The organism is Enterococcus sp. DIV1758 (assembly GCF_051711985.1).
Classification (GTDB): domain Bacteria; phylum Bacillota; class Bacilli; order Lactobacillales; family Enterococcaceae; genus Enterococcus; species Enterococcus faecalis.
Genome location: NZ_JBIOOA010000001.1, coordinates 1,115,340 through 1,139,377 on the forward strand (window position 1 = coordinate 1,115,340; position 24,038 = coordinate 1,139,377).

Genomic DNA, 24,038 nt, shown 5'->3' on the forward strand with positions numbered 1-24,038 from the left:
ATAAACGTCCTTTCTAAACGATGATTCTATAAAAGTAAAATTAGGTAAATTTCGTATTTTACAATATCGCTTTAATTTTACTCTTTCACAAATTTTATGTCAATTCTTACCGAAGTGAGGAATGGTGATGTTAAAGAAAACTTACTATTTCCTTAAACTTTTTAGTTCGTTAAATGACGTGAAGCTTGAATCCTTTAAAGACAGATGGGCCTTTTTTTGCTATACTAGATAGGACTTTGAAAAGTAGGTGTACAGAATGAAACTTCAAGTAACTAAAAAAGCAGAACATAAATTTAAAAAAGGATATCCTTTAATTCAGAAAGAAGATTTGCAACAAGTGCCAGCACCGTTACCAACAGATTGGCTTACTTTGATTGATAGTAAAGGCCAGCGTTTAGCTGAAGGATATTTAGGCGAACAAAATAAAGGAATTGGTTGGTTGCTGTCATGGCATGGACCAATTAATCAATCTTTTTTTCAACAACTCTTTGAAATAAGTCGTGAGAAGCGGACGTCTTTTGAAAAGGATTCGCTGACAACCGCTTATCGATTATTTAATGGAGAAGGGGATGGCATTGGGGGAGTGATCATCGATCGCTATGCAGATTACGCCGTTTTTTCATGGTATAATGAAACCCTTTATCAGAAAAAAGCCGAACTTTTGACGGCGTTTCGCACAGTTTACCCTGACATTATTGGTGCCTACGAAAAGATTCGCTTTTCCACAAAAAATTTACCAGAATCACAGTTTTTATATGGTGAACAAGCACCCGAGCCATTACTTGTCACCGAAAATGGCGTTCAATTTGCTACCTATTTAAACGAAGGATTAATGACAGGCATCTTTTTAGATCAAAAAGAAGTTCGTGGTCGATTAGTAGATGGTTTTGCAGTAGGTAAAACAGTCTTAAATATGTTTAGTTATACAGGTGCTTTTTCAGTAGCTGCCGCTATGGGAGGTGCCGTGGCCACCACTAGTGTGGATTTAGCTAAACGAAGCTTACCGAAAACGACTGAGCAATTTGAAGTCAATCATTTAAATCTTGCCGCGCAAAAGATTATTGTCATGGATGTTTTTGACTACTTTAAATATGCTTCACGTAAAGGTTTGAGTTATGACATGATCATTTTGGATCCGCCAAGTTTTGCTCGCAACAAAAAGAAAGTTTTTTCCGTTGCTAAAAATTATGGGGAGCTAGTGAAAGATTCTATTGATATTTTAACGGATAAGGGAACGCTTATTGCCTCAACCAATGCGGCAAATTTATCCTTGGCCAAATATCAAAAAATGGTGATTACTGCCTTGCAAGAGAAAAATGTCCGTTACAAGATTACGGACACGTATCAATTACCGGCAGACTTTCAAGTGAATCCTAATTTTCCAGAAGGTAATTACTTAAAAGTCCTGTTTATCGAAATTGAAAAATAATTTTTTACACCAAGCAAAAGTCCCAGCGCCGCTAATCGGCATTGGGACTTTTGCTTGGTGTTTATTTTATAGTAACTTTTGGGCTTTTTGGGTGTTTGCAAAATGCAGCTTCGCGTAATTCGCTAATAAGTCTAGGCCGCCTTTTTTCAAAATACGGGCGGCTACTTGGTCTGATTTGCTGCCAGCACCAGAGGGCACAGAGAAACCCAATTCTGCAGATTCTTTGTCTAACTCTTCTAAAAAAGCAGCGCGGCTAATAATAGAGGCGGCAGCAACGGCAACATGATACTGCTCTCCTTTAGTGACGAAGAACAATTTTTCAGTGACTTGATTTTTTTCATTACGAACATATTTCCGATAGTTATTTTCAGGGGTGAATTGGTCAATTAAAATCCCTTCTGGCTTTGTGGGAGCCAATTCTTGCAGCAACAGATAAATCGCTTGGTTATGCAAAGCGACTTTCATGTGTACAGCATTGTAGTTTGGTTGGATCTCATTGTATTTTTTTGGTTCAACGATTAATAACTTGTAAGGAATCAGTTCTTTAATGACATGTGACAATTGAATAATTTGTGGGTCGGTTAATTCTTTGGAATCACGAACACCCAATGCTTTTAGTTTGCTAATCATGCTTTTGTCAACATAGGCAGCACAGACAGTTACAGGACCAAAATAGCTACCATTACCGACTTCATCGGAACCTATCACAGACCAGTTGCCAAAATCAGCAGGCAGCGTTGTAGTCTGGGGGGACACTTTTTTCTTTGGTGTGGTGCTCGTTCCTTCCCAACGAGCGGCCTCTTTTTCAGCTTGAGGTCCCTGAAACATGACTTTACCTGATTGATAAGCGGTGATAGTAGTGGTGCCAACCTTGGCCACAAAGACAGTATAAGGGACCGTTTTATTTAAACGATTGGGTTGATAAACAGTGGTCATCTCTGCTAATGTTTTTTTACTAACTTTAATTACGTGATTCTGTGCCATCAATTGTTCCTCATTTCTTGATATTTCTTCTTTACTATAGTAAAGGAAAAACAAGTAAATGAAAAGGTTTTGCGTTAGCTTATTCCTGAAAATGACAATGTTTAGGAAATGTATAATTTTTTTCTATAGTTGGGCGCTAGTTGTTATCTAAATTTTTATTCAGTGCTATACTGTGGGAGAGAAGGAGACGATGAAAGAGTCGACTAGAACAAGGGGTGATGTGTTTGAGAAGAAAAAAAGAAATGCAAGAAAATGAACCAATAGCAGTGACTGCTAACGCGGAACGCTATTATCCAGAAGATAAACAAGGCTTGACGGCCGCACAAGTTGAAGAAAGAAAGCGAAAAGGCTTAGTCAATGCCGCCGTCGATACAGAGTTTATCACAACGAAACAGATTGTTATTAATAACGTATTTACGTATTTCAACTTAATTTTTGTGGTACTAGGCGTGTTATTAATGCTGGTACAATCTTATAAAAATATGACCTTTTTGCCAGTAGTAATCATTAATACGGTCATTGGAATTTACCAAGAAATTAAGTCGAAGAAAGTATTAGATAGCTTAAATATTCTAAACGCTACAAAAGTAACCGTTGTGAGGGATGGCCAAGAACAAGAAATTTCGCCAGATGAGCTGGTTTTGGATGATGTGGTGCTCTTTAAATCGGGTGAACAGATTTCTGGGGATGCAATTGTCTTATCTGGTGAAGTCCGTGTGAATGAATCCTTGTTAACTGGGGAATCTGATGAGATTACCAAAGTAGCAGATAGCCAACTTTTGTCAGGTAGCTTTATTGTGTCAGGTTCTTGTTATGCAAGAATTGATAAAATTGGCGCTGAGGCCTATGTTCATCAATTGACGCTTGAAGCGAAATCAATTAAAAAAGGGGAACAATCAGAGATGGTCGGTTCCATTAACCGTTTGGTGAAATGGGTAGGGATTATTATTATTCCAATCGGCTGTGTTCTATTTTTCCAAAGTTATTTCATCAACCATCAAGGGCTTCATGACAGCATTGTCTCCATGGAAGCTGCCTTGATTGGGATGATTCCAGAAGGGTTGTACCTTTTAACAACCGTTGCATTAGCTGCCAGCACAATGCGCTTAGCGAAGCGCGGCGTTTTATTGCACAACATGAAAAGTATCGAATCCTTAGCACGTGTCGATGTGTTATGTGTAGATAAAACAGGAACAATTACTGAAAACACGATGGAAGTCCAAGAGTTGGTTCCTGTGGTGAGTATCGAAAATGATGGTACAGACTTAACCAATGTCGAAAAATTAATTGGCGATTTTTGTCGAACAATGTCAGCTGACAACGATACGATGAAAGCTATGAAAGAATTTTTTGTTACTAATAATCAGAGGGAAGCCGTTAGCTATACCTCGTTTTCGTCTGTCGAAAAATTTAGTAGCGTGACTTTCCCGGAAGCGACGTATATTCTTGGGGCGCCAGAGATGATTTTGAGAGACAATTATGAAATGTATCAATCTGAAGTGGAACATTATACAAGTCAAGGCTATCGCTTATTGGTGTTTGGAAAGTATTTAGGAGAATTTCAGGAAACGTTGGCAGCAGAGGTTCAACCTCTAGGCTACATTCTTCTTTGGAATCCGATTCGTAAAGAAGCCAAAGCAACTTTTGAATATTTCGCTGAACAAAATGTGGCCATTAAGGTCATTTCTGGCGATAATCCTTTAACAGTATCCAATGTAGCACAAGCGGCAGGCATTATTGGTGCTGAAAATTATGTGGACGCGCGAACATTAACTACAATGGAAGCCCAGACAGAAGCTTTAGAAAAATACACCGTTTTTGGTCGTGTCACGCCAGAACAAAAGAAACAATTTGTACTATTGTTGAAAAAATTAGATCATACAGTGGCGATGACAGGGGATGGAGTCAATGATATTTTAGCCATGAAAGAAGCAGATTGTAGTATTGCCATGGCTTCAGGAAATCAAGCTACAGCACAAGCCTCGCAAGTTGTGTTGTTGGATTCTGATTTTTCAACGATGCCGGAGGTTGTCTTTGAAGGCCGCCAAGTAGTTAATAACATTGAACGCTCTTCAAGTTTATTCCTTGTAAAAAATATTTTCTCCTTGCTAATGTCTGTCTTTGCTATGATTTTTGCCGTGACATATCCTTTACAACCGACACAAGTCACATTGATTAGTTTATTTACAATTGGTATTCCTTCGACATTTCTAGCTTTGGAACCAAATCATCGTCGCATTGAAGGAAAATTTCTTTTCAATGTGTTATCAAAAGCAATTCCTGGTGGGTTAACGGATATGTTGGTAGTCGGTGCCTTACTAATTTGTGGTGATATTCTTGCACTTCAAAAAACGGACATTTCAACGACTGCAACATTGTTGCTAGTTTCAGTCGGCTTTATGGTTCTTTATAAAATTAGTTCACCAATGAATCGTTACCGCAAGCGCGTAATGATTGGCTGTTTAATCGGAATGGTTCTTACAAGTATTTCCATGAAAAACTTGTTCTCGTTAACTTCGGTATCGCCAACAGCCTTGTTACTTTTAGCCATTCTTTTCTTTGCAGCAGACTCAACTTTCCAACATTTATCAACCATTTCTGAAAAAGTTCAATTATGGTTTTATAAGAAAAGACATTAGGAGCAAAACACCGAACCAAAATTATTTTGGTTCGGTGTTTTTTGTTTTTTATTGTTGGGAAAAATAAAAACACTTGTACCTAGTTAATCCTTGATAGTATAAACCTAACCAATTATTTTAGATAGGAAGGATTGAATAAAAATGAAAAAAAGAAGTTTTGTCTATTGGGGAATGTTTTTCATTCTTTTGTCGACGCTGATAACGCCTTTTCTGAAACTTGAAACAGGATATGCGCAAACGGAACCAACTAGTACCAGTGAAACCAATCAAATTTCTGCTACGCCAAACATAGTACCGCGTAAGCAAGTGGGCAACATTGTGACAGCGATTCAGCTAACGGACAAAGAGGGAAACCCACTTGGGACCATTAATCAATATACAGACATCTACCTCCGAATTGAGTTCAACTTACCGGATAATACCGTTAATAGTGGGGATACGAGTGTGATTACTTTACCCGAAGAGCTACGTCTCGAGAAAAATATGACCTTTAATGTAGTAGATGATACAGGTGCTGTGGTTGCAATTGCACAGACCGATGTAGCAAATAAAACGGTCACGTTAACGTATACAGATTACGTAGAAAACCATGCCAATATTAGTGGGTCTTTATATTTTACAAGTTTGATTGATTTCGAAAATGTTGAAAATGAATCCAAGATTCCTATTTACGTCACGGTTGAAGGGGAAAAAATATTTGCTGGCGATCTTGATTACCAAGGTGAAGGCGATGATGTTAACGAAAAATTTAGCAAGTATTCGTGGTTTATTGAAGACGATCCAACCGAAATTTACAATGTACTACGGATTAATCCAACAGGGCAAACGTATACTGATTTAGAAGTGGAAGATGTGCTAAAAACAGAAAGTTTAAGTTATATGAAAGACACTATGAAAATTGAACGAGGACAATGGACACTGGATGGAAATGCTATTTGGCAGTTCACGCCAGAGGAAGATATAACTGGTCAGTTGGCTGTCCAGTATGGTCCTGATGACCGTAATTTTTCGGTACATTTTGGCAATATTGGGACTAACGAATATCGTATCACCTATAAAACCAAAATCGATCATCTTCCCGAAAAAGGTGAAACCTTCACAAATTATGCAAAATTAACAGAAAATCAAACGGTGGTGGAAGAAGTCGAAGTGAGTCGTGTCTCACAAACGGGTGGTGGAGAAGCCAATGGTGAACAATATGTTGTTGAAATTCATAAAGAAGATGAAGCGGGCCAGCGTTTAGCAGGTGCAGAATTTGAACTCATTCGTAACTCAACCAATCAAACAGTGGCCAAAATCACAACAGATCAAAACGGAACAGCGATTGTTAAAGGCTTGTTAAAAGATAACTATACTTTAGTAGAAACCAAAGCACCTATTGGTTACCAACTTTCGCAAAACAAGATTCCAATAACACCTGAAGACTTTGGTAAAAACTTAGTTGCACTGAAAACTGTTGTGAATCATAAGATTTCATATCAACCAGTCGCTGCTTCATTTTTAGCTGAAAAAGTTCTTTTAGGAAAACCACTGAAGGATGCTGAATTTCAATTTGAATTGTTAGATGAGAAAGGCACAGTACTAGAAACGGTTAGTAACGATACTTTAGGGAAAATTCAATTTTCACCATTAACCTTTGAAACTCCCGGAAACTATCAATACACCATTCGGGAAGTAAACACGCAACAGACAGGTGTTTCCTACGATACGTATAATCTTCAAGTTCAAGTAACCGTCGAGGTACTTTTAGGAAATCTCGTGGCGACTATTCAGTATGATGGAGGTCAAGTATTTACTAATCACTATACGCCAGAAAAACCTATAGAAAGTACCACGCCACCAACGAGTGGGACAACAGATACTACCACGAATTCAACCACAGAAACTACTTCGATAACCATTGAAAAACAGGTGATTCGTAATAAAGAATTGCCAAAAACAGGAGAAACAAAAGAAAACGCGTTTCTTTTCTTAGGTAGCCTTCTTTTGATTCAAGGATTATTTATCTATTTTAAAACGAAAAAATAATCGCTTAGATAGTTTCAGTAATCGAGACAAAATGTGCAAATTTCGAGAGATTTAGCTTGTTCATTTGAGTTTGGAGTGGTTCTGTGCTATACTATCTTTAGCGTAATGATACTAGTTGGGAGTGAGCGGATTTCTGCTCACTCTTTTTGATGGAAAAATCATCAGGACACGGTTCGTTACATCAATCTCGAAGGAGGCGAAAATTTTGAGTAGTGCTGTGGAAACTGTAACAAAGTTAGTCACACCAATCTTAGAAGAACAAAATTTTGAACTTGTGGAAGTAGAGTTTGTTAAGGAAGGAAAAAATTGGTTTTTACGAGTATTTATCGATAAAGAAGGTGGCATTGATATTGAGGAATGTGCCTTTGTCAGCGAAAAATTAAGTGAAAAACTAGATGCAATGGATCCAGATCCAATTCCGCAAGCGTACTTTCTGGAAGTTTCTTCTCCGGGAGCAGAACGTCCGTTAAAGAAAGAAAGCGATTATGAACAAGCGGTAGGCAAGTACATTCATATTTCTCTTTATCAAGCAGTTGATGGAGAAAAACAGATTGAGGGTACCTTAGTCCATCTTGATTCAGAACAATTAACATTAAGTGTAAAAATTAAAACCAGAGTGAAGGAAATGACTTTTGAACGTAAAAATATCGCAAAAGCTCGTTTAGCCATTCAATTTTAATCAACAGACTCGAATGTAAAAAAAGGTCCACTAAAAGTTTTACTTTTAGCCGGTCCTGTGACAAGTTTTAACGAGAAGTTTTTCCCTTGGAAGAAGAACCACTCGTTCAGCTTTAACGAATCCATAGGAGGAAAAGAAAAACAATGAGCAAAGAAATGTTAAATGCATTAGACGTATTAGAAGCTGAAAAAGGGATTCCTAAAGATACGGTGATTGAAGCGTTACAAGCAGCTTTAGTTTCTGCATATAAAAGACATTATGGACAAGCAAGCAACGTCGAAGTTGAATTTGAACCAAAAAAAGGCAATATTCACGTGTATGCTGTCAAAGAAGTAACAGAAGAAGTATTTGATTCACAATTGGAAGTTTCATTAAAAGATGCCGTTGCATTAAATGGTGCATATGAAATCGGCGACAAAATTCGTTTTGAAGTTACGCCAAAAGACTTTGGCCGCATTGCTGCCCAAACAGCAAAGCAAGTAATTTTACAACGTGTCCGTGAAGCAGAAAGAACAATTATTTATAATGAATTTAGCGAATACGAAAATGACATCATGCAAGGAATTGTTGAACGTCAAGATCGTCGTTATATTTATGTAAACTTGGGTAAAATCGAAGCAGTCTTATCAAAACAAGATCAAATGCCAAATGAATTTTACCAACCGCATGATCGGATTAAAGTTTACGTATCACGTGTTGAAAACACATCAAAAGGCCCACAAGTTTTTGTAAGCCGTAGTCACCCAGATTTATTAAAACGTCTTTTTGAACAAGAAATTCCAGAAGTTTATGATGGAATTGTTGAAATCGTAAGTGTCGCTCGTGAAGCTGGCGATCGTTCAAAAGTAGCTGTTCGTTCAACAGATCCTAATATTGATCCAGTGGGTACCTGTGTCGGTCCAAAAGGCCAACGTGTCCAAGCGATTGTGAATGAATTAAAAGGCGAAAATATGGATATTGTGGAATGGAACGAAGATCCAGCTATTTATATTAGTAATGCCTTGAATCCAGCTCAAGTATTAGATGTTATTTTTGATCCAGAAAATAGCAAAGCATGTACAGTCGTTGTACCTGATTATCAATTGTCATTAGCAATTGGTAAACGTGGTCAAAATGCGCGCTTAGCTGCTAAATTAACGGGCCATAAAATTGATATCAAATCAGAATCTGATATGGCTGAATTTTATGAACAACAAGCCAATCAAGAAGTTGCCGAAGTGGCAGAAGAAATGGATGAAGCAATTATCCATTCAGATATGACGGCAGATGATTACGAAAACTTGGCTACTGAAGAAGCAGTTGTTGAAGCAGAAATTACAGAAGAATTACCTGAACAAGAATAACGTTTTTGGAGGGTGAAAAAATGAAAAAGAGAAAAATTCCAATGCGTAAATCGGTTGTTTCAGGCGAAATGAAACCGAAAAAAGAATTAGTCAGAATTACTCGCTCCAAAGAAGGTGAAGTGGCCTTAGATCCAACTGGTAAATTACCTGGACGTGGCGCTTACGTTGATTTGGATCCTGCGGAAGTCCAAAAAGCTTGGGATAAAAAAATTCTTGATCGTGTCTTAGAAACAAAATTAAGTGATGAATTTTATCAAGAACTATTGGATTATGTAACACATCAAAAAGCCCGCAAAGAGTTGTTTGGCGATGGAAAATAAAACCAAAATTTTGAACCTTTTAGGTTTAGCAATGCGCGCCGGTAAATTAGTCACAGGTGAGGAATTAACCCTTAAAGATATTCGTGCAAACAAAGCGAAATTTGTGTTTGTTGCACAAGATGCCAGTGAGAATACTAGAAAGAAAATCAAGGACAAAAGTTCTTATTATAATGTTCCTGTTAGCGAACTGTTCAGTCAATTCGAGCTCAGCCAAGCGATTGGGCGACCACGAATGGTTATCGGAGTAACTGATGCAGGATTTGCCACCAAAATCAAGGAATTACTAAAAGGTTAGGAAGGTGATTGCATGGGAAAAAAAAGAATTTATGAACTAGCAAAAGAAATGAATAAAGCAAGCAAAGACGTTGTCGATAAAGCGCATCAATTAGGTATGGATGTTAAAAACCATATGGGCGCAATTAGTTCCGAGCAAGAAACAAAGCTTCGTCAAGCATTCGGAGGAGGAAGTACCGTAAATACTCAATCAAAAGCAACAAACAACCAAAAGCAACAAACAACACAAAATAAACCAGCCAATAAGAAACCAATGAACAATAAACCTGGTGAACAAAGAAATAACCAAAATCGTCCAAACAATCAATCAACGAATGGACAACAAAGAAACAACAACAACCAAAATCGTCACGGCCAAAGCAACACACAAAACCGTAGCAATCAAACAAATACAAACAATCAAAACCGCAATACCCAAAACAATAACGGTTCTACAACGAATCAAAATCGGGCAAGCCAAAATAACAATGGCGGGAACAACCAAAACCGTGGCGGCCAAAACCGTAACAACAATTTTGGTGGCGGTCAAAATCGTAATAACCGGAATAACTTTAATAACCAAAACCGCAATCGTTTCAACAAAAAAGGGAAAAAAGGCAAACATCAACAAGAATCAGCGAAGCCAGCAGTACCAGCACGTAAATTCCGTGAATTACCAGATGTTTTAGAATATACAGAAGGTATGAACGTGGCGGATATTGCGAAAAAAATCCACCGCGAACCAGCGGAAATCATCAAAAAATTATTTATGATGGGTGTCATGGTTAACCAAAACCAAGCCTTAGATAAAGATACAATTGAATTATTAGCTGTGGACTATGGTATGGAACCGCAAGAAAAAGTCCAAGTTGATATTGCGGACATTGATAAATTCTTCGAACCGGAAGCAGTTGTTGAAGAAAACTTAACTACACGTCCCCCTGTTGTCACAATCATGGGACACGTAGACCACGGGAAAACAACATTATTAGATACATTGCGCCATTCTCGTGTGACTTCAGGTGAAGCGGGCGGAATCACGCAGCATATTGGTGCCTATCAGTTAGATATTGATGGCAAACCAATTACGTTCTTAGATACACCAGGACATGCGGCCTTTACTAGTATGCGCGCGCGTGGTGCCAGCATCACTGATATTACCATCTTAGTTGTTGCAGCGGACGATGGAGTAATGCCACAAACAATCGAGGCGATTAACCATGCCAAAGCGGCAAAAGTGCCAATTATTGTAGCAGTTAACAAAATTGATAAGCCTGGTGCGAACCCTGATCATGTGAAACAAGAATTAAGTGAACATGAATTAATTCCTGAAGAGTGGGGCGGAGATACGATTTTCGTCAATATTTCAGCGAAATTCAATCAAAACATTGATGAGCTATTGGAAAATATTTTATTGATTGCTGAAGTAGAAGACTTAAAAGCTGATCCAACGCAAAAAGCAATTGGAACAGTGATTGAAGCGCGCTTAGATAAAGGTAAAGGCCCGGTTGCGACATTACTCGTTCAACAAGGAACTTTACATGTTGGTGATCCAATCGTTGTTGGTAATACTTATGGACGTGTTCGTGTGATGACCAATGACATGGGCCGCCGTGATAAAGAAGCAGGACCAGCAACTCCTGTGGAAATTACCGGATTAAATGATGTTCCTCAAGCGGGTGATCGTTTTGTGGTCTTTGAAGATGAAAAAACAGCACGTCAAGCAGGGGAAGAACGGGCTAAACGTGCGTTACTTGAACAACGTTCAGCAAGTAGCCGTGTGACATTGGATAACTTATTTGAAAGTCTAAAAGAAGGCGAATTAAAAGAAGTTAATATCATTGTCAAAGCAGACGTACAAGGATCTGCCGAAGCCGTTTCAGCAAGTTTACAAAAAATTGATGTAGAAGGCGTTCGTGTGAAAATTGTTCACGCGGCAGTTGGGGCCATCAATGAAAGCGACGTAACTTTAGCCGCAGCAAGTAATGCGATTATTATCGGCTTTAACGTTCGCCCAACACCACAAGCGAAACAACAAGCAGAACAAGAAGAAGTTGATATTCGTTTACACCGTATTATCTATAAAGCCCTAGAAGAAATCGAAACAGCGATGAAAGGGTTATTAGATCCAGAATTTGAAGAAAAAATTACGGGTCAAATGACGGTTCGTGAATTGTACAAAGTATCTAAAGTTGGCACAATCGCTGGCTGTTATGTTACAGAAGGCTTTATTCGCCGCGATAGTGGCGTGCGTGTCATTCGTGATGGTATTGTTATTTATGAAGGTAAATTAGCAAGCTTGAAACGCTTTAAAGATGACGTGAAAGAAGTCAAACTTGGTTTTGAATGTGGCGCTATGATTGAAAACTTCAATGATTTACGTGTAGATGATGCGATTGAAGGCTTCATTATGGAAGAAATCAAACAATAATTTTAGTAATTGGAGGAAGACACTATGGCAAATTATCGTGACCGTCGTGTAGGTCAAGAAATCATGCGTGAAGTGAATGATATCTTGAACAAACGCATCAGAGATCCACGCGTCCAAGGCATCACTATTACAGATGTTCGTGTGACCGGTGATTTACAACAAGCAACGATTTATTACAGCTTGTTATCTGATTTAGCTTCCGAACAACAAAAAGCTCAACAAGGCTTAGACAAAGCCAAAGGACTGATTCGTAAAGAATTAGGACAACGGTTAACCTTGTATAAAACACCAGAGTTGATTTTTGAAAGAGACGAATCTGTCCAATACGGAAATCACATTGATGAGTTGATTCGTAAGTTGAATCAAGGTGAATAATTAAAAAGAAAAAGCACACCAGACGAATGGTGTGCTTTTTCTTTTCATGATTTCTTGATAAAATAGTCATGGAGGTGCAAAGATGAAAAGAATTGTTGTTTTCTATAAAAATGGAGATCGTTATTTAAAAGAAATGGGTTCAGGCAAGAGTTCCCTGTACTTTTTTCTTTTCTTCTTTGTACTACATAGTATGCGGGAACATATTATTCAGTTCATCGGATTTTGGCCGTCATTTATATTCGTCCTCATACTTGTCCCAAATCTTATGCTTGGCGTCGGACATATTAACCATTGGTACAAAAACCGCTCTTGAATTTTCCAGAATACTTTTAAGCATGGAACAAAATCCTTATTGATTTTGTTCCATGCTTTTTAAGTTAACCCAGTATTTAATACCATCACAGAATAATCCCTAAATTCAAAAATCCGTCCTTTATAAAGATAAGTGGCGCCATACTTTTGTCGATAGTACGTAATCACATTTTTTAATGTTTCAACATCGATTTCCAAAAATTCAGCACAAGAATAATGGTTACTTAAGCCAGCTTCAGAGCAACGAATTAAATCGTCTAATGTAACTAATTGCTCTAAGGCCACATTGCGAGCTTTCAACTCTTGCTTCCGATTTTCTGTACAATTTTGATTTAAAATAGTGCCAACGGATGTTTGATAATGCCCGTATTCCTCGGCTAAAATGTTCTTCTTTTGACGGGTACTCAATGTTTTTTCAATATAAATTTTGCCATTTCGATACAACCCATAACAACCTGTTTGATTGTATAAATCAATTTCTAAAACCGTCACATCCTTTTGAATGGAACTGACGAGTTTTTCATAATCATTCACTTTACCATTCACCTGCCATTACTTAATAAAAAGAGTAGATGGGAAGTTAATCCTCTTTTTTGTCAGAAGAAATCGATTGTTGATATTTGGCATCAATTTCATCCAAGTAATCGTGAATTTTCTCGATTTCTTCTTTTGAAAATATCTTTTCTGGATCCCCAGCGTGGGCAGCCAGTGTCATTTCGTCACGGCGAGGGAATGAGAGAATTTCTGCTTGCGTTTGTTGTTCGTGTAATTGTTGTTCGGCAAATTGATAAACGATGGCTTGTCGTTGGGGCTCTAATTTTTTATAAATGCGGTCGATAGTTGAGGCATTTTTTTCCATGGGAACTTCTTGCCCCATCAACCAGGCCTCATTAATGTCTAATGCATCTGCAATGCGATAAACTTTGTCTTGTTTTGCTTCGTAACGACCAGCTAGCCAATCGCTGATTGAAGATTTACCGATGCCAGTTTTTTTCGCTAAATCACTAGGTTTGATGTTCTTGGCTGTTAAAGCCTCTTTTAAACGGATAGCAAAAATGTTCATATTTCCGAACCTCCTATTGCCTCAAAGTATACTATACCTGTTTAGAGAAGGCAAGTAACAATCGCAATTAAAATCACCGGTTCATAAAACCGAACTTACGAGTTGACAGTGAAAATATTTGGTGCTAAGATAGAGCCATTCAAATGTTCGGTTAACTGAACAAATTTTTTTAAGCAATTTGTTCGGAAAACCGTATATTTGTAGAAAGGGTGAAGAAATGAGTCGGAACTATAAAAAAACGTTGTCGGATATGTTACTTTTAGCAATTATTTTATTAATAAGCAGTGTCTCAATAAAAATTGGGGCCATCGTGATTGGTATGATTGGCCTCATGGAATTACTGACAGAGTAACAATAATTTAGTTAAAAGGAGAGAAGCGGATTGGCAGAACGACGCATGTTTGCAAAAACGATTATTGATAGTGATGCGTTTTTAGATATGCCCTTATCAAGTCAGGCTCTGTATTTTCATTTAGCGATGCGTGCCGATGATGATGGATTTATCAATAATCCCAAAAAATTGCAGCGAATGGTCGGTTGTGGGGAAGACGATCTAAAATTGCTAATGGTTAAAAAATTTATTCTAGTATTTGAAAGTGGTGTGATCGTTATCAAACATTGGAAAATTCATAATTATATTCGCAGTGATCGTTACAAACCAACCTTGTATCAAGAAGAGAAAAATCAGATTGTTGAAAAAAATAGCAAAGCTTATACGTTTAAAGCAGAATCGTCTGTCAGTGGTCAACCAGCTGACTACCAACGGTTACCACAGGAAAGCATAGTCCAGTCTAAGTTAGGTCAGAGTCAAGGTAGTAGTTCAGAAAACGATTGTTTAAAGATGATTTATCATTTTTATGAGGAAAACGGCTTTGGTACACTGGCCTCAAAAACAAGCCAAGATTTTAAGTATTGGTTGCAAGATTTTATGCAAAAAGGGGCTAGCCAAGAGGAAGCATGCCAATTAATCTTGCATGCTTTAGGAATTGCCATCGATCGAAATAAACGGAATTATGGCTATGTAAATGCTATTTTGAAAAGTTGGGAGCAACAAAATTATTTATCCGTACATGAAGTTCTAGTAAATGATAAAAAACAAGTGTCGGAGCATGCGCTGCAAATGACAGAAGAATATCAAGAGTTAGGTTTTTAAAGAAAGGAGGAAATCAGTATGCATGCGACAGATCAAACTTTTCAAATACTATTGAGTCAATTGTTAGAAAAAGTTGAAGACCGTTGTCCTGAATGTGGCAGTGAACAATATGTTTGGCAACAAAAAAATAAAGATGGTACAGAACGTTGTGCCCCAACTTGTTGGTCGTGTGGGTATAAAATGCTAAAAAAACATGAACACGAAGCCACTCAGCAACGTTCTCAAGAGAGTTTTATGGCGCGTACACAAAAATTTTTTCATCAAGGATCCTTAATTGCTGATGATGCGCTACGGCAATGTCGCTTAACCAATTACCAAACCACTGAATTAGAAACAAGACAAGCAAAAGAACGGGCCTTAGCAGCAGTTTCAGCGATTATTGAAGGAAAGCCAATCCACGTTATTTTTTCAGGGAAACCTGGTGTTGGTAAAAGTCATTTGGCTATCAGTATTTTAGTTGAAGTCTTAGAACGCTCTGCATATCAAAAGTATTGTTTATTTGTCAGCTACTCTGAGTTATTAGAAAAACTAAAAATGTCCATGAATGAGTCGGCCAAAAGTCAAGCAAAGGCTCAAGCGTATATTACTAGAATGAAAAAAGCAGACGTTTTGGTTTTAGATGATTTAGGTGCTGAATTAGGAATTAAAAATAAAGTTAGTACGGATTTTAACAATGACATCTTAAACCGAATTTTAGAAGCTAGACAGAATAAAGCAACTATTTTTACTACTAATTTTTCTGGAAAACAACTGGTGGAGGCCTATGGAACACGCATTATTTCTCGTCTAATGAAGCACGCCAGTGGTTATGTTTTCCAATATAAAGACACAACAGACAAACGAATGAGGAGTGTGAAATAAATATGTTAACAATTATTATTGGGTTTATCTTTTGGACAATGACACTGATGTTAGGTTATCTAATTGGTGAAAGAGAAGGCCGTAAACATGAGTAATTTAACAAAACGTAAAAAAGATTTATTTGAAATGAAAAGCGTTGTATTTAAAGATATTTCAAAGCAACAAAGCGAAAAAGCACAAAAAAGAAAACGACTCTTACAACTAATGAATCAATATCCCGATTGGGCAAGTCAAAAAAATAAACTTATTATGCAGGAAATTCAAGAATTAGGACAAGCAATCGGTAATTGGTCGATGGATCAATCAAGACCCATCCAATCCATCAAGGCCGCATCGTTTACAAAAAGCGAGTATCTCTATTTAATTTGGCTCGGTTATTCAGATGAAGCGATTCGTCACGGCTTAGACATGTCGAAAGAGTGTTATTTTATTTATCGATTAACACTTTTAAATGAATAAAAGTAAAGGAGATTAACCAATGCGTACGTCAACATTTAATTATATCAAAGATATTTTAGCAGACTTTTATAAAACAGATGAATATATCCGTCAACGGGAAGAAGAACTACGGCACCCTTATCAAGAAGCAGATTTAAATGCTGGTATTAGAGGACAAGGACTTCACTCTGTAGTGACCGAACGAATGGCGATTACGATAGCTATGGATCGTCGTCTGTGGAATTTAGAGAGAAATCGAGACATTATCAAAAATTGTTTAGCTGAAGCGGATGAACAAACGCGCGTGATTATTGAAGAACTATATATGAAAAAACGGCCCTCTTTAACATTAATTGGACTTGCCCAGCAATTATTTATTAGTAAAAGCCAAGCCTATAAATTAAGAAATCATTTCTTTGAAGCGGTGGCGGATGAACTAGGGATGTAAAAATGGAAAAAGCGTGGAATTTTTTCAGGTGTCAACATGGTAAATTAATAGTGTCGAAAGAGATAGATAAACGTGAGGCAACCAAAAAAATGAAGACACGGAATTCTATAATTTTGACTGCTTTCTTGTGTCAGCTATGAAGGAGCAGAAAATGCCGGCTACTTTCAAGATCCTTCATTTTGACTAGAAGAGAGCCAATTTGTTAACCAATCCTGAATTTTTTGAATGGAAAGGTGGCGCTAAAAATGAATGAAGCGGAACAAGAGTTATATGAAGCCCTTGTTGCAATCTGCCAGACGTCAGGATTTTTGTTGCTAGAGGAACTGCCGACAGATTTACCAGATCAGCCATTTGTTTACTTAGGTGATAGTAAAGAATTACCTAAGCCAACTAAATCAGCTATTTTGGGAGAGATTGAATTAATAATGCATGTTTATGGTGCGTTATCTGAACGACAACAAATTTCTACAATTAAAGGAACGATTTTACGGCAGGCAACTAGTAACTTAAAACGAACGGCTCATTTTAATTGGGGTATCAAACATCAAGAAGTCAAAGCACAAATGGTAAAAGATACCAAACAAATGAAAAAAACAATTTGGCATGCTGTACTACCATTACACATGCAATTTTACTAGGAGGAATTATCAATGGGAGAAGTTATGCAAGGAAAAGACCGTATTTTATTAGTTCGTCGCTTGGATGAAGCAGCGACAAAGAAAGCAATGAAACCCTTATTTCAAATTGAACATGAATGGGAATTCTCACGTGAATCGAGCGGTACGCAAACAAAAGATGGCGTTGCGAATGCTGTTTCTGGTTTAGAAGTTACGTTATCGTTAAGCGGTTTAGCCTCTCGAGATGATGAAAATTTATACATGAAAGACGCAGTTGAAGATGGCATCTTAATGGAATTTTGGGACGTTGATTTAAAAGGTGAAAAAAATGCGGAAGGTAAATATCCAGCAATTTATGCCCAAGGTTATGTAAATTCATGGAGTTTACCAGCCAATGTAGAAGAATTAGTAGAAATCGAAACAGAAGCCTCTATTAATGGCAAACCACAAGATGGTTTTGCAACAGTAGAAGCAGATATTATTGCGGAAGCACAATATGCGTTCCAAGATACCGTTCCAGAGAAAGCACCACAACCTGGCGAATAATCAAAAAGTGTTGAATTTTAGGAGGATAAAAAATGAATTTAGAGATTAACGGAAAAACAATTGAAGTGAAATTTACGATTGGCGCGATTCGCGAATTAGATAAACGTTACCAAATTGAAAATGGCGCTGCCAAATTCGGCATGGGCATCAGTTCAGCAATGATTTATTTACGCCAATACAATCCAGTAATCTTAGTTGACATCATGGAAGCTTTACAAAGTGGGCAATTAAAAATAGGTAAGTCGGAAATTGAAGCATGGTTAATGACCCAAGATGTCAAAAAACTTTCAGATGATTTGCTTAAAGAAATGGGAAAGCAACCTCTTACAAAACCAATGATCGATCAGTTCAGCAAAGAAGCGAAGAAAGCAGAAGCGCAAGCGACCAACTAATTAAAACGAGCGATGACGTGTATCACGACATCGCTCTTTCTGCTTTTCGCTACTTAGGCTGTCGCTCATTTGAAGAAGTGGATCGGATGACCATGTCTGAATTTGAATTACGAATGATTGCTTTTAATTTAGCAGAAGTAGATGAAGAGCGGAAAAGGCACGAGCTTGCCTACTTAAATGTTAAAGCGCAAGCGACAAACAAAAAAGGAAAACCCGTTTTTGAAAGCTTTAAAAGTTTTTATGATTATGAAAAACGAGTTGCTGAAGTTCTGGCAGCTAACCAGCCACAACGAACAAAATTAAATGAGCGGAAAAAAACGCAACTTGCCACTGTGGCAGAGCGTCTACGCCGCTATCGAGAAGGGAGGAGAGTAGATGGAGAATGACAAAGAAAAAACGCCGTTATCGGAGGCAAAGAAAAGCCTTGCAGGTGTCCAACAAGCATTAAAAAGTATGAGCGGTGAGTATGCCTTATTAAGTGGATATTTAGGGAAAATTAGTGCGGGTGTCAATCAGTCAGCCACTGTCATGAACACATTTAAAACCGTCATGCAACAATCTGGAGAAACAGTGAAAAAAACAGGAGACGAAACAGCAAAGGCAGCAGATCAAATGAACACAGCGTTAACAGATTCTGCTGAACAAGCTGGTGAAGCAGCTAAAAAAGTGGGGAAAGAAACCTCTGATGGCTTTACTAATGCACAAAATAATATGCTGAGCTTTGGGACGGCCATGACTAGTGCCGTTTCCTTACCTATGCTGAACGTTTTAAAAACAGCTATGGGCGTCGGTGCTGGGGTCAGTGGCGAATTTCAAGGAATGCAAGGACTGATTATGGCTAGTGCAGGAGGGATTTCTGATTCATTGCAAGGCGAGTTGCAAGGGGCATTGACTCAGATGAATCAATCATTTGAAGCGGCGGCACAAGTGATTCAAAGCGTGATGGCTCCAGGAATGGAAATTTTGGTTCAAGTGGTTATCACAGTCGTCAAAGGCATTACAGCTTTGGTGAATTTATTTATCAAATTACCAAAACCCGTCCAAGTTTTTATTGTTGCCATTATGGGCATTTTAGCCGCCATTGGGCCCATGCTGATTATGGTAACGATGGCTCAGCAAAAATTTCAACAGTTTAGTGCTGGTTTGGCTCTTGTACAAGGAAACATTGGGAAGTTAGGTGGTGGCTTATCAAAACTAAGTGCTAGTTTTAGTGCCTTAAGTGGAGGACCATTAATTTTAATTGTAGCAGCCGTTTTAGCAGCTGTAGCAGCGTTTGTTTATTTCTATAAAACCAATGAAACATTTAGAAATAGTATCAATCGCTTAGCTAGTGCCATTCAAGGAGCTGTTTCAGCGGCGTTTGGCAAATTGGTAGGATTGCTACAACAGATCCAGCCGGCCTTTCAGCAAGTAATGGCAGTTTTTAAACAATTTTTTGCAGTAGGCTTAGAGAAAATGGCGACTATTTTTTCAACAATTGGTCGTGTGCTAACGGGCGTTTTTGCCAGCGGTTTGCAATTAGGTAGTAACTTATTAGGGCAATTTGGTGGTACCTTTGACAAAGCTGGTTTAGCGGTTGGTCTTTTGGTAAAAGTTCTGACAAAAGTTGCACTGGCTGCATTAGGAATTTCTGGGCCGTTTGGTCTAATTATTTCCTTGATTGTTTCATTCGTGACGGCCTGGATGAAAACCGGTGATTTGAGTGCGGGTGGTATTACCCAAGTCTTTGATAATTTAGGTAACACGATTACATCGGTTACAACAATGCTTGCGGCTAATCTACCGAAAGTTATACAACTTTTTACAACCGTCTTAACCAGTATTCTCGGGAAAATAACAGAAGCTATTCCAAGCATCGTAACCGCGTTATCTAGTTTAATTACGTTAATTGTTGGTGCGATCGTTGCCAATTTGCCCGTCTTAATTGAAGCGGCAACACAAATTATTACTACGTTGATTCAGGGGATTACAACAGTCTTACCAATGTTGATAGAAGTTGGTTTGAGCTTATTAATGACTTTAGTTAATGCGATTGTCACCGCCTTGCCAACAATTACAACTGCAGCGATTAATATCATCACTACATTAGTGACAGCTTTTGTCACAGCGTTACCAATGCTAGTTACAGCAGGTGTTTCAATTATCACGGCCTTAGTTAATGCATTTGTTACTATGTTACCGTTGATTTTGACTGCTGGTTTACAAATTTTGATGGCATTAATCACTGGGATTATGACGATTTTACCTCAGTTAATTCAATCAGCACTGACGATTATTCTAGCGTTAGTGACTGCGTTGATAGGTGCCTTACCACAGATTATCAGCGTAGGTGTCAAATTGTTAATGGCGTTAATTCAAGGGATTATTTCGATTTTACCAACCTTAGTTGCAGCAGCTATTACCTTAATTTTGACATTGGTAAATGCCTTAATTGGTGCCTTACCACAAATCATCAGCGCAGGTGTCAAATTGCTAATGGCTTTGATCCAAGGGATTATTTCAATTTTACCGCAATTGGTTACTGCAGCAATTACGCTAATTACCGCTTTAATGGGTGCGTTAATCAATGCGTTGCCACAGTTATTAAGTGCTGGGATTCAACTGATTCAAGCCTTAATTAATGGTGCACTCAGTCTATTGGGTGCCTTGTTGTCCGCAGCAGGAACATTAATCTCACAAATGATCACGAAGATTGGTTCTTATTTTGGTCAACTATTAGCTTCTGGCGGACAGTTAGTTGAAAATATCAAAAATGGGGTTACCAATGCAGCCGATCAGGTAAAAAATGCCATTGGTTCTGTAATTGAAGGTGCTTGGCAAGCAATCCAAGGTTGGTTTTCAAAATTCACCGATGCCGGTGCGAATATTGTCGGCATGATTGCTGATGGAATTACAGGCGCAATTGGAAAAGCCAAAGAAGCAATCGATGGGGTCGTCAGTAAAATTCGTAACTTTTTACCATTTTCACCAGCAAAAGAAGGTCCCTTATCTGATTTGCATAAATTGAATTTCGGCGGCACGATTGCCACGGGGATTTATGCAGGCGAAACAGCCGTTAGTAGAGCAATGGCTTCTATTTTAGATTTACCGCTGTTAAATGATTTTGCCTTGGACTTAGCTGGTCGAGGAAACTTCACGGCAACGATTGACCATCGTTTAGAAAATGATGCATACAATCGACCATTATTTGTGACAGTAGAGTCAACGTTAGATGGAAAAGTTGTCGCAGCAACTACGGCGCCTTATTTAGCAACGGAGTTACAACGACAACAAGTGAAACAAAATAACCGCTTAGGAAGGAGAGGATAACATGTATAAATTTGTTGATACCAATCAAGCAACTCATTCAACGCCTCTTCCTTCAGAAGCGTTGAATTTTAACGGCCAATTTTTAGAAAAAGTCATCCCTGGTTATCAAACATTATCAGTTTCAGGACGAGAATTAGTTCCAAGCGAAATTGAAAGCTATCAATTAGGGATTCGTGATGGTAAACGTCACGTTTATGCGCGGATTCCAGAACGAGAATTAACAGTCAAATATCGCCTTTCAGCTGTGAATAATGAAGCGTTTCGAGATGCATTTAATCATTTAAACGTTGCTTTGTTTACGGAAAAAGACGTTTCTATTTGGTTTAACGATGAACCGGAAATGCTGTGGTTTGGCAGTAAATCTTCAGTGAGTGATGTACCCGAAGGTGTTAACCAAGTAACAGGCACCTTTACTTTATTGCTTTCTGATCCGTATAAATACACGCGGAGTGATGCGACTAGTGTGATGTGGGGTTCGCCAACCATTACATTTCAAGCGAATTACTTAATGGGGAATACAGGCTCAGGTGCAGTTGATTTTCCAATTTTAATTGAAGGTGGAGCCTATTGGGGATCAACCATGATTACGTTTCAAAATCGGGCTTACACGATGGGGGATTTAGGCAAAGAAGTTCGGCCAATTGAAATTTATCCTACGGTTGAAGGATTAAAAGTCAAACCGACCATTATTTTAACAGGAACCGGACGTGGTGTTTGGATTAAAACACGGAACGATACAATTAACTTAGGAGATTTTGATCGTTCGGAAATTATCATTGATACTGAAAATTTTTATCTGACAAAAAATGGTGCACCGATGATTCGACCAATGAACGATTTTTATCTATATCCTAATGAACCGCTGTATATTCAAGCCAAAGATAGCGACTTCCGCTTGACGATTCGCTATCCTAACCGATTTGTGTAGGAGGGTGATTAAATGTTAATGGCACTGGATTTGAAAAGAACATATACGGCAATCTTGGATAATGCCTATCAAGTCAGTTATGAAAAAATAGAGAACAAAATTGGCAGTTTAGATTTTACCATGCCACTAGATGATCCTAAAAATGAATTTATTGCAGAAATGCAATGGGTGGAACTGACCGACAATGAGAATGAATATATTGGTTTATATCGCGTGATGCCAACCACAATTAAGAAAGATGCGAACAATAATCAAATTCACTACTCTGCCACAGAAGCATTATGTACCTTAGGTGATACTGTCCTTTTTGGTTGTCACGAAATTAAAAACAAAACAACGAAAGAGGCCATTCAATTTCTATTAAATAAACAAAAAACAAAACATTGGGTCTTAAAAAAATGTGATTTTTCAAGGAGATTAACCTATAAATGGGAGAATGAAAATGGGCTAGTCGAGCCTTTGTTTAGCATCCCAGCCGATTTCGAAGAGGAATATCTTTGGCAATGGAATACAGAGGTCTATCCTTTTGAACTTTCATTAGTCAAACCACCAACAGAAGCAGTTGCGCGAATTCAAGAAGGTTACAACATGCAAGGATTTGAAATAGAACGTAATCCCAAGATGCTAATCAATCGGATTTATCCATTAGGTTCAGGCGAAGGTGTTAACAAAGTCAATATTCGCTCGGTCAATCAAGGGGTTCCGTATTTAGAGAACAAGGCCGCAATTGACCGCTATGGTTTATTGGAGTCAATTTGGGTAGAACAGCGTTTTTCTGATCCCAAGGCATTAAAGGAAAATGCTTTGCGAATGTTAGAAGAATGGACCAAACCACAAGTTTCTTGGGTAGTGACTGCAGCTGATTTAATTAAATTAACAGATCAACCTTTGGCAATCGATCGTTTGCGGTTGGGTACGGTTATCATGATTAATACGAATGAATTTGGGAGTGTCAACCTTCGTATCAAAAAAGAAAGTAAAAAAGATGTCTTTGGTGCCCCCCAAGACATTCAGCTAGAGTTGGGAAATCTGCAAGAAACAATTCATAGTACCATGACAGCTTTCAGTCGGAAACAAGAGATTAGCGAAACTTACGCACAAGGGGCGACGACACTTTTAAATCGTTCAATACAAGGAGAACTTAGCAAGACACAGCCAGTGGAGCTGAATTTATACTTTGACGAGGACATTCTTTATGTAAACACCGCAGAATTAACGTTCAAGGCAACTGCTAAAGGACCTTCGCATTCTGTAACGAACATTGATTTGGTAGTGGATGGCAAAAAATTACCCCAACTATCATTGAAACAACAACGGCTAAACATTTTGAGTTATTTACGAAAAACAACAGATGGAAAAATCGAACGCGGCAATCACACGCTTCAATTTTTCTCTCATCAGCCACTATGGTTGGATGCTTCGGTCATCTGTCGTGTGTATATTCAATCCCAATTGGGTGGCCAGTTTTAA

At 38.2% G+C, this 24,038-nt stretch carries 24 protein-coding genes; 21 read left to right on the forward strand and 3 right to left on the reverse strand.

All coding sequences use genetic code 11. The features are described from left to right. Positions 1-256 precede the first annotated feature (256 nt). On the forward strand, positions 257-1,429 hold the full coding sequence (locus tag IGJ52_RS05580) for a class I SAM-dependent rRNA methyltransferase (RefSeq protein ID WP_438791960.1): 1,173 nt from the start codon (positions 257-259) through the stop codon (positions 1,427-1,429). Between the two features lie 66 nt (positions 1,430-1,495). Here IGJ52_RS05580 and rnhC read toward each other — a convergent pair whose 3' ends face one another. Further along, positions 1,496-2,413, reverse strand: a complete 918-nt coding sequence (gene rnhC / locus IGJ52_RS05585; RefSeq protein ID WP_010816463.1) for a ribonuclease HIII — start codon at positions 2,411-2,413, stop codon at positions 1,496-1,498. Between the two features lie 218 nt (positions 2,414-2,631). Between rnhC and IGJ52_RS05590 the strand changes: the two genes are divergently transcribed. The 8 genes from IGJ52_RS05590 to rbfA all read left to right on the forward strand — a co-directional run bounded on the left by IGJ52_RS05590 (position 2,632) and on the right by rbfA (position 12,501). Continuing rightward, the gene (locus IGJ52_RS05590; protein ID WP_002419826.1) at positions 2,632-5,052 is read left to right on the forward strand and encodes a cation-translocating P-type ATPase; all 2,421 of its coding nucleotides are present in this window, start codon (positions 2,632-2,634) and stop codon (positions 5,050-5,052) included. Between the two features lie 141 nt (positions 5,053-5,193). Beyond that, complete coding sequence (locus IGJ52_RS05595; RefSeq protein ID WP_438791961.1) at positions 5,194-7,080, forward strand: Ig-like domain-containing protein; 1,887 nt, start codon at positions 5,194-5,196, stop codon at positions 7,078-7,080. Positions 7,081-7,285: 205 nt separating this feature from the next. Beyond that, positions 7,286-7,759 (forward strand): ribosome maturation factor RimP, encoded by a 474-nt coding sequence (gene rimP, locus IGJ52_RS05600; RefSeq protein WP_002357863.1) that lies wholly within the window; start codon positions 7,286-7,288, stop codon positions 7,757-7,759. 143 nt (positions 7,760-7,902) lie between these two features. Continuing rightward, positions 7,903-9,102, forward strand: a complete 1,200-nt coding sequence (gene nusA, locus IGJ52_RS05605; RefSeq protein WP_002360499.1) for a transcription termination factor NusA — start codon at positions 7,903-7,905, stop codon at positions 9,100-9,102. A gap of 20 nt (positions 9,103-9,122) precedes the next feature. Continuing rightward, complete coding sequence (rnpM, locus tag IGJ52_RS05610; protein WP_002363794.1) at positions 9,123-9,422, forward strand: RNase P modulator RnpM; 300 nt, start codon at positions 9,123-9,125, stop codon at positions 9,420-9,422. Continuing rightward, positions 9,412-9,717, forward strand: coding sequence for a YlxQ-related RNA-binding protein (locus IGJ52_RS05615; protein ID WP_002357860.1), 306 nt, complete (start codon positions 9,412-9,414; stop codon positions 9,715-9,717). The genes rnpM and IGJ52_RS05615 overlap by 11 nt, the downstream gene beginning before the upstream one ends. A gap of 12 nt (positions 9,718-9,729) precedes the next feature. Continuing rightward, positions 9,730-12,126 carry a translation initiation factor IF-2 gene (gene infB / locus IGJ52_RS05620; protein ID WP_192444717.1) on the forward strand — a complete coding sequence of 799 codons (2,397 nt, stop codon included), beginning with the start codon at positions 9,730-9,732 and terminating at the stop codon, positions 12,124-12,126. Between the two features lie 24 nt (positions 12,127-12,150). Beyond that, complete coding sequence (gene rbfA, locus IGJ52_RS05625) at positions 12,151-12,501, forward strand: 30S ribosome-binding factor RbfA (protein ID WP_002360497.1); 351 nt, start codon at positions 12,151-12,153, stop codon at positions 12,499-12,501. Between the two features lie 372 nt (positions 12,502-12,873). On the opposite strand, the gene IGJ52_RS05630 is transcribed toward rbfA, so the two are convergent. After that, positions 12,874-13,359 (reverse strand): toxin, encoded by a 486-nt coding sequence (locus IGJ52_RS05630; RefSeq protein WP_002382232.1) that lies wholly within the window; start codon positions 13,357-13,359, stop codon positions 12,874-12,876. Positions 13,360-13,393: 34 nt separating this feature from the next. Further along, positions 13,394-13,876 carry a helix-turn-helix domain-containing protein gene (locus IGJ52_RS05635; RefSeq protein ID WP_002371257.1) on the reverse strand — a complete coding sequence of 161 codons (483 nt, stop codon included), beginning with the start codon at positions 13,874-13,876 and terminating at the stop codon, positions 13,394-13,396. 217 nt (positions 13,877-14,093) lie between these two features. Here IGJ52_RS05635 and IGJ52_RS05640 point away from each other — a divergent pair, with 217 nt between their 5' ends. The 12 genes from IGJ52_RS05640 (at position 14,094) to IGJ52_RS05695 (ending at position 24,038) form a co-directional block, all read left to right on the forward strand. Beyond that, positions 14,094-14,228, forward strand: coding sequence for a hypothetical protein (locus IGJ52_RS05640; RefSeq protein ID WP_002360495.1), 135 nt, complete (start codon positions 14,094-14,096; stop codon positions 14,226-14,228). A 45-nt stretch (positions 14,229-14,273) separates the two neighbouring features. Next, on the forward strand, positions 14,274-15,029 hold the full coding sequence (locus tag IGJ52_RS05645; protein ID WP_002419821.1) for a DnaD domain protein: 756 nt from the start codon (positions 14,274-14,276) through the stop codon (positions 15,027-15,029). An 18-nt stretch (positions 15,030-15,047) separates the two neighbouring features. After that, entirely contained in the window at positions 15,048-15,890 is an 843-nt protein-coding gene (locus IGJ52_RS05650; protein ID WP_010816466.1) for an ATP-binding protein, read from the forward strand. Positions 15,891-15,956: 66 nt separating this feature from the next. Then, a complete protein-coding gene (locus tag IGJ52_RS05655) occupies positions 15,957-16,349 on the forward strand; it encodes a hypothetical protein (RefSeq protein ID WP_002360492.1) in 393 nt (130 codons plus the stop codon). 19 nt (positions 16,350-16,368) lie between these two features. Next, positions 16,369-16,776, forward strand: coding sequence for a RinA family phage transcriptional activator (locus tag IGJ52_RS05660; RefSeq protein ID WP_002360491.1), 408 nt, complete (start codon positions 16,369-16,371; stop codon positions 16,774-16,776). A 221-nt stretch (positions 16,777-16,997) separates the two neighbouring features. Continuing rightward, positions 16,998-17,414: a hypothetical protein gene (locus tag IGJ52_RS05665; protein WP_002382237.1), complete on the forward strand. Its 417-nt coding sequence runs from the start codon at positions 16,998-17,000 to the stop codon at positions 17,412-17,414. A 12-nt stretch (positions 17,415-17,426) separates the two neighbouring features. Then, positions 17,427-17,939 carry a phage major tail protein, TP901-1 family gene (locus IGJ52_RS05670; RefSeq protein WP_002369526.1) on the forward strand — a complete coding sequence of 171 codons (513 nt, stop codon included), beginning with the start codon at positions 17,427-17,429 and terminating at the stop codon, positions 17,937-17,939. A 32-nt stretch (positions 17,940-17,971) separates the two neighbouring features. Then, a complete protein-coding gene (locus IGJ52_RS05675) occupies positions 17,972-18,331 on the forward strand; it encodes a tail assembly chaperone (protein WP_002357848.1) in 360 nt (119 codons plus the stop codon). A 17-nt stretch (positions 18,332-18,348) separates the two neighbouring features. Next, complete coding sequence (locus IGJ52_RS05680) at positions 18,349-18,717, forward strand: hypothetical protein (RefSeq protein ID WP_002361692.1); 369 nt, start codon at positions 18,349-18,351, stop codon at positions 18,715-18,717. Continuing rightward, a complete protein-coding gene (locus IGJ52_RS05685) occupies positions 18,707-21,640 on the forward strand; it encodes a phage tail protein (RefSeq protein WP_438791962.1) in 2,934 nt (977 codons plus the stop codon). Before IGJ52_RS05680 ends, IGJ52_RS05685 begins: the two co-directional genes overlap by 11 nt. Position 21,641: 1 nt before the next feature. Continuing rightward, on the forward strand, positions 21,642-22,568 hold the full coding sequence (locus tag IGJ52_RS05690) for a distal tail protein Dit (RefSeq protein ID WP_002365553.1): 927 nt from the start codon (positions 21,642-21,644) through the stop codon (positions 22,566-22,568). A gap of 12 nt (positions 22,569-22,580) precedes the next feature. Continuing rightward, positions 22,581-24,038 (forward strand): phage tail protein, encoded by a 1,458-nt coding sequence (locus tag IGJ52_RS05695; protein WP_010715127.1) that lies wholly within the window; start codon positions 22,581-22,583, stop codon positions 24,036-24,038.